The organism is Arthrobacter sp. IK3 (assembly GCF_051337705.1).
Taxonomy (GTDB): Bacteria; Actinomycetota; Actinomycetes; order Actinomycetales; family Micrococcaceae; genus Arthrobacter_B; species Arthrobacter_B koreensis.
Genome location: NZ_JBPPSW010000026.1, coordinates 1 through 252, shown reverse-complemented (window position 1 = coordinate 252; position 252 = coordinate 1). Strand labels below are relative to the sequence as shown.

The 252-nt window shown below is 60.3% G+C and carries 1 rRNA gene; it reads right to left on the bottom strand.

Annotated elements, in window-relative coordinates:
* Positions 1-23 precede the first annotated feature (23 nt).
* Positions 24-140, bottom strand: a 5S ribosomal RNA gene (rrf, locus tag ACSLGO_RS18240).
* Positions 141-252 lie beyond the last annotated feature (112 nt).

Below are 252 nucleotides of genomic sequence, written 5' to 3'. Positions count from 1 at the left end.
CGGGGCCTGAACCTGTAATGATTGTCCGGCGGTGACCTACTCTCCCACACCCTCCCGAGTGCAGTACCATCGGCGCTGCGGGTCTTAGCTTCCGGGTTCGGAATGGGACCGGGCGTTTCCCCCGCGCAATGACCGCCGTAACCCTTGAACCCTCACCGTCGTGAACACACGATCGGGTGGGGTAAACCTGAATGGGGTACGTCGTACCAGACCACCCGCCCCTGATACCGGGACAGGCAGTTATTCAATTAT